Source organism: Terriglobus sp. YAF25 (assembly GCF_052113305.1).
In the GTDB taxonomy this organism is placed as follows: Bacteria; Acidobacteriota; Terriglobia; order Terriglobales; family Acidobacteriaceae; genus Terriglobus.
Map to the genome: position 1 here is coordinate 1 of NZ_JBFRCY010000084.1, position 9,246 is coordinate 9,246.

Sequence of the window (9,246 nt, forward strand, 5' to 3'; positions counted from 1 at the left end):
GGACTGTACCGCTCAGAGAGCCGGTGTCCAGCGACTTTGAGTAGTTGTAGTTGAAGTTGAAGTTCAGGCCATTGCGGAAGTTCTTCCGCATGGTCAACCACATGGCGTTGTAGTTCGACATGCCGATGGACGATACCTGCGTGATGTTGACGCCGCTGATGTTTGCGTTCCGCGAGATCGGACTGCTTGCGGAGATCGCCTGAAACGGACGCACACCCGAGGCATTCGGCTGATTCACATTCAGCGGCGTCCGCAGATGCTTACCGACGGAACCGTAGTAGCCGATCGATCCGACGAGTCCCCACGGGAGCTCCTGTTGCACGTTAAAGTTGAAGGTCTCTGTATAAGCATTACGCAGGTTGCGCTGGACTCCGCTGATGCCGATACCTGCGGCGCCGGCCGAAGCGTACAGACTCGACAGTGGAATCGTGGTGGTTGCGTTGCTGTAGGTCACACGGTTGGCGAACGGTGGATTTCCATTCAGTCCGCTTACGACATTGCTCTCCGGCTGGTCAGCCATGTAACCATAGGCCGCGCGCAGCACGGTCTTGTTGTTGCCGAAGACGTCATACGAGAAACCAACACGGGGCTCATAGTTGTAATTCTGTGTGTAGGGACTGTTGCCGATGCCATTGGTGCCCACCTGGTAAAGCGAAGTGCTTGGCAGATCGAAGAGCACCAAGCGGTTAGCCCCGTCCACTGGTGAACCATTCCATTCAAACCGCAGGCCGAGCTCAGCCGTCAGGGTAGGCGTGATTTTCCACGAGTCCTGAAGGAATCCGCCCACTGCATTGACGTAGATACGACTTGTAGTCTGTGTCGGCGTGATAGTGAAGCTGTTTGCACGGCCGGCCTGGAAGTTCGCCACAGTATTGAAGCCGATGGTGCCCGTGTCTCCTGAGAAGTTTGCGTTGAGGAAGCGGCGAAACTCGCCACCGAACTTAAGCGAATGTTTGCCTACAGTGTAGGTTGCCGCATCGGAGAGAATGCCCAGCGTGTCAAAGCGTCCCTGCGGGAATCCCGAAGGTCCACCGAAGTTAAGGTTCGGGCCAGTGATGGTGATCTGCGGAATTCCAACCGGACCGCTGGTGCCGGTGCTCAGACCCAGAGTAGTCGGATCGGTGGTCACATTGGGGTTGAACGAGATCGAGATGCGGTTGAAGCCCAGACGGAATTCATTCACCAGCCTCGGGCTGAAGATGTGTGTCTCGTTCAGCGTGAGAATCTGACGGGTGGCTGCACGATTGTCGCCAAAGCCCGAGATCGTGTTGTTTTGCAGCGTGGGTTCGGTACGGTTGTCCTTCTGAATTGCGTAGAAACCGTGCACCGTGTCGGAGGGGCTAAAGACATGGCTGATATCCAGCGTGCCCTGGTCGGTTCTGACGGGCCCGGCGGCGATGCCGAGATAGCGGGTGCCGGTGCTGTCGTTCGCTCTCGGGATGAGAGTCAGCAGCTTCTGCGCCACAGGATCAGTAACACCGGCACGCTGCGCATCGGTCAGCACACCACTGTTGATGGTCAAACCCTGTGCCTGGCGCAGGCCTTCGTAGCTGGCGAAGAAGAAAGTATGCTCTTTCCAGATAGGACCACCGAGAGCGCCGCCGAAGTTATGTCGCTTCAGTGGAGCGATGTGCTGTCCTTTGGGGTTGAAATAGTTGCGCGCATCCAGCGCCTCATTGCGCAGATACTCGAAGGCTTCACCGTGGAACTGATTCGTTCCCGAGCGCGTGCTGACGTTAACGACGGAACCGGACGAGCGGCCGTACTCCGCCGAAAAGGTCTGGTTATTGATCTTGAACTCAGAGGTGGTGTTGATCGAAGGCTGAAACGTGATCTGGTTCTGCACCATATCGTTCAGGTTGACGCCGTTGATCTGGAAGTTGGCTGAGTCTTCGCGGTTGCCCGCGGTAACAAACGAGTTGGCGCCCAAGCCACGGCTCGGCGTCGTAAGACTGCCGGCCGCCGGGGCGGTGACACCACCGGGTGTCAGTACCGTCAGGTCGAGGAAGTGTCGGCCGTTGAGCGGCACCTCCTGCACCGTCTGGCGATCGATGACCTGACCGACGGTGATCGATTCTGAGTCGATGAGCGGAGCGCTGGAGTCCACTTGGACGCTCTCACCGGTCGATGCCACTGACATCGGCACATCAATGTTGGTCTTCGCGTCAACCTGCAGCGTCAGCTTCTCGACGGTGTAGGAGCCAAAGCCGCTTGCGGTTACCTTGACGGTGTAGTCCCCTGGAGGCAACGAAGGAACAACAAACTGTCCTGCGCTGTCAGAGGTGATGGTACGTTCGATGCCCGTGCCAAGATTGCGCACGGAAATCTGTGCATCTCTCAGTACGGCGCCGGACGAGTCCTTCACAGTACCTGAAAGTGTTGCGGTGGATTGCGCCTTTGCGGCAGTTACCGCCAGCGTAACGGCGATGACCATGGTCAATAGCTTTCTCATAAAACGACCTCCAAACGAACTACCTGGACCTCCGGCAGATAGGGCTATGCGTTGCAGCCTTTCTTTCCAGAGACCGTGTCTCCGGAGATTCGCGCCTCTCGCAAGGCGTCCTCTCCGGGTCTTAAATTTTGGGTAAATAATGGGACCGCTTAGCGACGTAATATATCAGATACCAAACGAAATCCCCATGCCTAAGGACGGTATGCGTCTAAGATTCCTGTCATTTGTTTGTCTCCTCGGCGGTACGGCTGCCATGTCTGCTCAAAATGCCGGACCCGCCGGCGCCCTCAAATCCCTGACAGATACCCTTGCCGTCAGCGGTTATGAGACAGAGCTCTCCCACCGCATCGAACAGCGTCTCGCCGCATTCCATCCGCAGCGGGACAACATGGGGAACGTCCTCGTCACCTTTGGTTCCGGAGCCCCGCATCGACTTCTAGTCGCTCCGATCGATGAGCCGGGATACGTCGTCAGCCATATCGAGGACGACGGCTATCTGCGCGTTACCCGCCTTCCGCAGACTGGGCTTCCGCCGCACTACAACGAGATGCACAACGCCCAGCCGATGGTGATCACCACACGCAAGGGTGAGCAGCGCCCTGCCATCGTCGCCGGACTTTCCATTCACCTCACGCCCGGACGCGCCGCCGTGCCTGACCCTGACGATATCGACAACTTCTACGTCGATCTGGGTGCGAGCTCGCGCGCGGAGGTGCTGGCCAGCGGAGTCGATCTGCTGAGCCCGCTCGCCGCCGAGCGTTCCCTCTCTGTCGTAGGAACTCATACCTACTCCGGCACGGCTGTCGGCGACCGCTTCGGCGCCGCCCTCCTGCTGGCTACGGCCGAAGCGCTTGGCCACGGTACCCCCAATGGCACTGTCACCCTCGCCTTCGTGACCCAGCAGTGGGCCGGTTCACGCGGCCTGGCGCGGGTGCTGCAGCAGACGCATCCGGATGAGCTGCTCTATCTCGGCCGAACGCTACGGCCGGTGCGTACAGCCGCCGAGCGCAATGAGCCTCTACCGACGTTCCCGAAACCAGGCACGGGAGCTGTGCTGACGCTCTCCGGCTCCTCGAAGTCCGGCGACTGGCTTAACGCCGCATCGCTACAACAGGCGCAGGGCGCGTCTTTTGTCACACGCGGCTATGGCCCCGCCCCCACACTGCCGGAGAAGACCGCTCACCTGAGCGTGCCTATCCTCTATCCGCTGACCGCGGGCGAGATGATTGATGCGCACGATCTCGATGCTCTCGCCGCGATCGTCGGCAAGTACCTCGGCGTCTCTATTCCGACCTTCACTCCCGCCACGCCTGCACCGGCAACCTATACCGCGATCTCGCGGCCAAACGCGGCTCCCGCAAACGATGCCCTGCTCAAGACACTCACCCTGGCCTACGGCGTCAGTGAAGTAGAGACAATGCCGCGTGAGGCCGTGGAGAAGATGCTGCCCGCCTGGGCGCATCCAACCACGGACGCTGCCGGCAATCTCGTGCTCCACCTCGGTCCCACCACCGGACCCAATACCGTCTTCATGGCGCATACAGACGAGCTTGGTTTCCGCATCCGCGCGATTGATGCGGACGGCAYGATCCAGCTCGACAATAAAGGCGGAGGCACTACCTCGTTCTACTGGGGACATCCTGCGGTGGTGCACACCTCTGCGGGTATGCGCTCCGCCGTTGTCGGTCTGCCTCAAAACTTCGACACCGCGCAGTTCCACTTCCCTACGGACTTCCGGTCGCCGGCCACGCTGAACGTCGGCGCCGGCTCCGCCGAGGAGGTCGCCGCAATGGGGATCAAGGCCGGGGACTTCGTCACTATTCCCAAGACCTTCCACACACTGCTGAACCGGCGTGTCTCCATCCGCAGCCTGGATGACCGGGTCGGCTGCGCCGCCCTGGTCCGCGCCGTGTGGGAGCTGGGCGAGAAACCCTCCCGCAATCTGACCTTCGTCTGGTCGACCCGCGAAGAGCTTGGCCTGCTGGGTGCGGTGGCTTACGCTGAGTCCTCCGCCAAAGCTGGAACCACTCCGGCGACGGTCTTCGCGATCGATACGTTCGTCTCGTCCGACTCGCCGCTCGAGTCAAAACGCTATGCCGATGGCATTTTGGGGCAGGGTTTCCTGGTCCGCGCCGTCGATAACTCGAATATTGTTCCCTGGGCTGATGTACGGCAGGTGCAGGCCATCGCCACGGCTCACCATATTCCGGTACAGTACGGCGTAACCGGAGGAGGCAACGATGGTGCTGCCTTCCAGCGGTATGGCTCGACTGATGTTGCGCTGAGCTGGCCGCTGCGGAACTCTCACTCCCCGGGTGAAGTGATGGACCTGCGCGATCTGGACGCGCTGGCTTCCATCGTCACCGCTCTGGCAAGAGAGTGGAATCCGGCCTCTGAACGATAAACTAAGACCGTGCGCCCACGGCGCGAAAGGCTTTTGACACATGCCGGTAATGGAACGGATTGCACCCCTCGAAACACTGACAGATCAGGCTCACCGCAGCATCAAGCAGTACATCCTCGGCGGCAACTTCTCGATCGACGAGCGACTGACCGAAAGCTTCTTTGCCGAACACCTGGGCATCAGCAAATCGCCGGTGCGTGAAGCCTTGAATGCTTTGCAGAACGAGGGCCTTCTGCGGATTGAACCGCGCAAAGGCATCTACCTTCGCCGCTTCACCGCCAAAGAGATCTCTGACCTGTACGAGCTGCGTGAGGCTCTGGAGGTCTATGCCACGCAGATTGTGCCCATCACAGCGGAGTTCATGGAGGCCCTGGACCAGAGCCTGGAACGCACAACCGACCTGCTGGCGCTGGACAACAAGACCGCATATATCGAAGAAGACATCGTCTTTCACCGGTTGATTGTGGTCTCTACCGGTAACGAACAGCTCTCAAGTACGCATAGCAATATCCAGGACAAGCTCTGGCTCTGCCGCTGCCAGACCTACCAGCTCACTTCGCCGGATACACCGGCGGCCCACCATGCCATTGCCCGCGCGCTGCAGGTGGGCGATCGTGAGGGCGCCGCCACCGCAACACGAGACCACATCCGTTTTGTGCGCGATGCATTGCTGCGCAGCCAGAACGAACTGGATCAGAGCATGCGATAGCTCGTCTCCCGCTACGGAGCCCGGTGAATATTTCGTTGAAAGCCTGGCTGTTTCTCCGTACAGTGACTTTGATCCGGCATTTTCGAGGGCGCCTATTCCATGGTTGAGAAGTACCCATCGAATCCCGACGCAACAGGCCGTTCTGCTGTTCCCGCCCGATACCCCACCCGGAACATTGCATGAGGCTGGCCTTTCTCCATCTTCGGCAGCGTGTCACGCTCTGTTCGCTGACGGTCCTTCTTCCTCTCGGAGCTGCAGGACAAGAGACCTGCCCCAAGGGCATTGCTGTTAACGGCCAGGTCGTCGACTCGACCGGAGCCGCTATCGTCGGCGCCGTTCTGACGCTCGATCAGTTGCCCCCGGAGCGGTCGAACCAGCGGGGCGAATTCACCTACAACTGCGTCAGCGCACAGACGCATACGTTGCAGGTCTCGGCCGATGGATTYGCGGAACGCTCTGTCAGCATCTCGCCCTCACGCGCCGGCCGTCTGCGTGTCGTGCTGCAGATCGAGTCCGTTCAGGAGGAGATCAGCGTCTCCTCGGCCCAGGTCAATACCGCCACTGGAGAACGCACCCTGGCAGGCAGCGAGGTTACCGACCTGGCCGACGATCCGGATGATCTGCAGCGGCAGCTGCAGTCCTACACCGCGGCTGCGGGCGGTCTTGGCGGTGTCCCCCTGATTACGGTGGATGGCTTTCGACTGGAAAGCCGCATGCCGCCGAAGAACGCGATTGCGTTCATCCGCATCAATCCCGATCTCTTTTCCGCGGAGTTTACAGAAGCCCCCTATGACGGCGGACGCATCGAGATCTACACCAAGCCCGGCCAGAGCCGGCTGCACGGCGATCTGTTCTTCAATGACAGCGAGGCGGGGTTCAATGCGAAAGACCCGCTCTCGACCAGGCGCGCAGCACTGACGCGGCGGCGTACCGGCTTCGACCTCAGCGGCCCTCTCTTCCATCACGATCGCGACTTCTCGCTCAGCCTGGAACACCGCGAGATCAACGACTTTGCAGTTGTAAACGCCACGGTGCTCGACACCGCCGGAAACCGCGCGCTGCTGGTGCAGAATGTGCCGACACCACAGCATCTGTGGGAGGGCAATGCCCGGGTCAGCTTTCTTACCAGCCCACGGAACGTCCTCATCGCCGGCTATACCGCCAACGTGAATCAGTTCGAAAACGTAAGCACCGGCGGCATCACGCTGCAGGAGGCAGGCTATGGCCGTAGCCAGGCGGAACATACACTGCGCCTGAGTGACGTCACGACGGTCTCGCCTCGCCTGATGCAGGAGTTCCGCATCAGCGTGCGCTATCGCGATGAGCAGGACACGCCTAACTCCACCGCGACACAGGCACAGGTCGCCGGCGCTTTCACCTCGGGTGGAGCTGACATTCAGACTTCGCGGAATCGCGAGACCGTAATCCAGGCGCTGGATGATGTCGTCGTTACCCGGAAGCAACATTCGCTGAAGCTCGGCGTGCAGGTCGAGGATTACTTTGAGCGGATCAAGACTCTCCAGGGCTTCAACGGAACCTATCTCTTCGGCGGTGGAACCGGACCGGAGCTGGATGCCCAGGGAAATCCCATCGCCGGCACCAGCATCGTCTTCGACGGACTGGAGCAGTATCGCCGGGCACAGCGCAACCTGGCGGGCGGTACGGCAACGACCTTCTCCAACGTGGCAGGTCAGCCGGGGAACAACTTCAACCAGTTCCGCGCATCGCTCTATGTCCAGGACCAGTGGAAGTTCTCCGACCGGCTGCAGATGACCGGAGGTCTGCGCTATGCCGTGCAGACGGAGCCGCTCTCTGTCAGCAACATCACTCCAAGACTCGGCGCATCCTGGGTGCCCGACAAGAAACGGAAATGGTCACTCAGCGGCCGCTTAGGGCTCTTTCTGACACCGGTCGCCACCACCACCATCGCCGAGGCGCGGCGGCTGGATGGAACGCAACGCAAAGGCCAGACGATCTACACACCGCTCTACGTCTCCGGTATGCCCGCCGGCACCATCATCAAAACCATCCGCAGCAACGCGCCTTCCCTCACCCAGCCGCCCTCGATCCAGAGCCAGTTGGCCGCGGGCTACAGCTGGGCCAAGGGATGGAACGTCAGCACAAGCTGGGTCCATATCCGGCAGTGGAGCGGGCTGCGCACACGCAATATCAACTCGCCGCTGAACAACGATCCCCAGGGCCTGCGTCCCGGTCCGCGCTACGAAAACATTCTTCAGTTCCAGCAGACCGGCTCCGTTATCGGCGACCTCGAGACGGTCTCGTTCGCCAGCTCCGCATCGAAGCGTATCCAGTTCTACGCGCTTTATGTCTATGTCGATCTGCAGGGCACCATCGACAAAGAACCAACCTTTGCACCGCAGTCCTCTAATACCGATGCGGGCGAATGGGCACAGATCAGCGGCCGCAGCCGGCACAATATCGTCACCTCCGGGCAGGCACAGCTTCCCTTCGGGTTGACGATCGCCCATGTCTTCCGCGTGCTCGGGGGCACACCCTACAACCTGGTGACTGGAACCGACCGTAATGGCGATGGCAATTTCAACGACCGCCCGGAGTTAGCTACCGCATCGACACCGGGAGCCATCGCTACACGCTACGGATGGCTGGTCAGCAACGGCGGCAACGGAACCATCGCACGCAACGTTGGCCTGATGCCCTGGAACATCTACCTCGATACCAATCTCACCAGGCGCTTTGTGCTGAATCCCAAAGCAGCCAACGATCGCAGACAGACATTGAGTCTCAACCTGCGGTCAGCCAATCTGTTGAATCACACCAACGTCACGACGATGGGGAGTATTCTCGACTCGCCTTCTTTCGATCGCGCCGTGCTTGCTGATCCCGGACGTCGGCTCGAGTTCGGTGTTCGATATGCGTTTTAGTGGGCCTTGTATCGGCAAATTCGTTTGTTCCCTGTTCGAGATTGGATTACCGCCAGGCCAAGGAGATCAACATGACGGTGCAGAAACAAATCCAGGAGTACATTGCTGCTCAACCGGAGCCCAAACGTAGCGAAATGCAAGAGCTACATGGCATGATTTTGGCGTTGATGCCGGCTTGTAAGTTGTGGTTCTTAGATGGGAAAGACGAGAAGGGAAAAATCGTCTCCAACCCAAATATTGGGTATGGATCCCAAACGATCGAATATGCCAATGGAAAAACCAAGGAGTTCTATCAAATCGGTGTCAGTGCTAATACAACAGGCATTTCCGCCTACATTATGGGAGTAGAGGACAAGAAGTATCTTGCCCAGACATTTGGGCGGGATCTCGGCAAAGCAAGCGTGACAGGGTACTGCATCAAATTCAAAACGTTAGCAGACATAAAAGTCGATGTTCTGAAAGCGGCAATACAGTATGGGATTGGGCAGACAAGCATTCAACATTGATGCAACTTGGGTCAACGGACTGCAATACTGGCAATAGATGTACATCTACCGTTCTCGGTCCAGGCCCGCCATCACAGACTCGTCAACGTCGAGGTTCGGATTAGTACCGATATGTCGCATATCGCCAGTAATGATCGCTGCCGACAACCGCGTTTTTCCAGGACGAAGCTGCCGAAATCTGATGTGGTGGGGAACTGAAGCCCATGAAGGTACGTACACGCTATAGACAGTAGATCCGTTGCTCTTGCGAGGTTCCATGCACAGGATTAGGC

Annotated in this window: 5 protein-coding genes; 4 read left to right on the forward strand and 1 reads right to left on the reverse strand. The window is 59.2% G+C overall.

Translation table 11 applies throughout. The features are described 5' to 3' along the window. Window positions 1-2,452, reverse strand: a 2,452-nt coding sequence (locus AB4043_RS05225) for a carboxypeptidase regulatory-like domain-containing protein (protein WP_442306616.1), incomplete at its 3' end; no start/stop codon positions are given. 253 nt (window positions 2,453-2,705) lie between these two features. On the opposite strand from AB4043_RS05225, the gene AB4043_RS05230 reads away from it, so the two are divergent. The 4 genes from AB4043_RS05230 to AB4043_RS05245 all read left to right on the forward strand — a co-directional run bounded on the left by AB4043_RS05230 (window position 2,706) and on the right by AB4043_RS05245 (window position 8,974). Then, window positions 2,706-4,856: a M20/M25/M40 family metallo-hydrolase gene (locus tag AB4043_RS05230; protein ID WP_442306617.1), complete on the forward strand. Its 2,151-nt coding sequence runs from the start codon at window positions 2,706-2,708 to the stop codon at window positions 4,854-4,856. A gap of 40 nt (window positions 4,857-4,896) precedes the next feature. After that, complete coding sequence (locus AB4043_RS05235; protein WP_442303305.1) at window positions 4,897-5,565, forward strand: GntR family transcriptional regulator; 669 nt, start codon at window positions 4,897-4,899, stop codon at window positions 5,563-5,565. 179 nt (window positions 5,566-5,744) lie between these two features. Further along, the gene (locus tag AB4043_RS05240; RefSeq protein ID WP_442303304.1) at window positions 5,745-8,468 is read left to right on the forward strand and encodes a TonB-dependent receptor domain-containing protein; all 2,724 of its coding nucleotides are present in this window, start codon (window positions 5,745-5,747) and stop codon (window positions 8,466-8,468) included. A gap of 71 nt (window positions 8,469-8,539) precedes the next feature. After that, window positions 8,540-8,974, forward strand: a complete 435-nt coding sequence (locus AB4043_RS05245) for a DUF1801 domain-containing protein (protein WP_442303303.1) — start codon at window positions 8,540-8,542, stop codon at window positions 8,972-8,974. Window positions 8,975-9,246: the final 272 nt, after the last annotated feature.

Excerpts from the sequence above, each read along its gene's own strand:
- AB4043_RS05245 (WP_442303303.1), top strand. The coding sequence starts at position 8,540 with ATGACGGTGCAGAAACAAATCCAGGAGTACATTGCTGCTCAACCGGAG.
- AB4043_RS05235 (WP_442303305.1), top strand. The coding sequence starts at position 4,897 with ATGCCGGTAATGGAACGGATTGCACCCCTCGAAACACTGACAGATCAG.